Consider the following 1,474-nt stretch of genomic DNA (forward strand, 5'->3'; position numbering starts at 1 on the left):
CCGTCCCGGGCCCGGCCGGGAGGGTTTCGGCGCGGCCGCCGGGCAGGCCGCCATCGCGCGGATGTTGCGAAACCCGCGCCGCACCCGGGCGGGGGTGAGGCGGCGGGGTTCGGCCGCCGGTCGTTCCCAGGGGCGGCGGAGGTCTTCGGCGAGGTGTCGGGCGAGGCGGAGCTGGGTGTGGGCGGCGATGATCAGCCACGTCCACAGGTCGGCAGTGTCCGCGTGGCGGATTTTCGGGGCGGTCCAGCCGAGGGTCTGCTTCATCAGCCTGAAGGTGTGTTCCAGGTCGAATCTGCGGAGGAACGACTGCCACCAGCGGTTCACGTCCGCCGGTGTGGCGGTGCTGGTCGAGCACCACAGCCAGACCGGTTTCGGGTCGCGGTCACCCGGCAGGCGCTCGACCTTGAGGCGGATCAATGTGCCGTGCAGGATGGGCAGTTCCTCTTTCGCGTGTTCCAGCCAGGGGCCGCGGTGGGTGAGTCTGGGGTGCATACGGTCCCAGGCGATGGTCTCGGCCTTGCCGTAGCGGGTGGTGTCCGTGGCCGTGGTGACGTCGGGCTGGTGCCAGGTGTCGGGTTTGGCGAAGGTCAGGATGCCGCCGTGCCGGCGGGGACGGCCGCCCTTCGGGCCGGAGCGGGCGGATCCTGCGTCTCGGAGCATGACGCGGTCCGAGCGCAGACGTCCGAGCAGCACGACGGGCAGGTCCTTCAGGGCGTGGGAGAGGTAGGCGACGTCGTAGCCGGAGTCCATCACGATCAGGATCTCGGGATCGCCCGGCCGCCAGTGCTCTGCTTGTGTCAACCGCTCGACGACGTCGCGTAGTTGGGCGGCGGTGACGGCGGTCGCGTCGTCCGCGGGGCTCAGGCGTACGGCGTCCAGTAGCGCGCACCAGGAGGTGCGGCCGGACTCCAGCGCGGCGACGAAGGAATACGGCCAGCCGGGCACGAACTGGTCCGTCTTGCGGTCGCCACGTCCGTAGACATGGCAGAACAACCGGTCGTCGCTGGTCGGAGCGTCGGGGCGGAGCCAGTTGGACACGTCGACGGCCAGCACGATCCGCCCGTCGGCCGCCTTCGGCAGTGGCAGGGCGGCCAGAGTGCGGCGCAAGCGCGTCGGTTCGAACCAGCCCCGGTCCAGGGCGGCGTACAGGGCACCGTGCCCGCGTCGGTGCTCGACTGCCAGCGACAGCTCGACCAGGGTCTTCACCGGCCCGTCCGTGCACAGCACCGCGTCGGTGAGCTCGAAGAGCGCGTCCGCGCGGGCGTACAGGCAGTCGTAAAACTCAATCCGAAAGCGGGACAAGAGGTCCAATGCCCCACCTACGGGCACCTCAGCTGGGAGACTCATAGGAAGCGGCCGTTCCTCCGTGCTTCGTGACTCGACATCTCGAAGCGTGAAGAACGGCCGCGTCACGTGCGCCCGGATCCCGGAGACCTCAGCCGGTCGAGTGACCAGCGACCATAAACGCCAAGCT

General features: G+C 69.8%; 1 protein-coding gene. It reads right to left on the reverse strand.

What is annotated here, in order from left to right:
• Positions 1-1,347 (reverse strand): NF041680 family putative transposase (locus ACFC1R_RS38785; protein ID WP_375946424.1); only part of this gene is annotated, 1,347 nt, incomplete at its 3' end.
• Between the last annotated feature and the right edge of the window lie 127 nt (positions 1,348-1,474).

It is taken from the genome of Kitasatospora sp. NPDC056138 (genome assembly GCF_042264695.1).
Lineage (GTDB): Bacteria > Actinomycetota > Actinomycetes > Streptomycetales > Streptomycetaceae > Kitasatospora.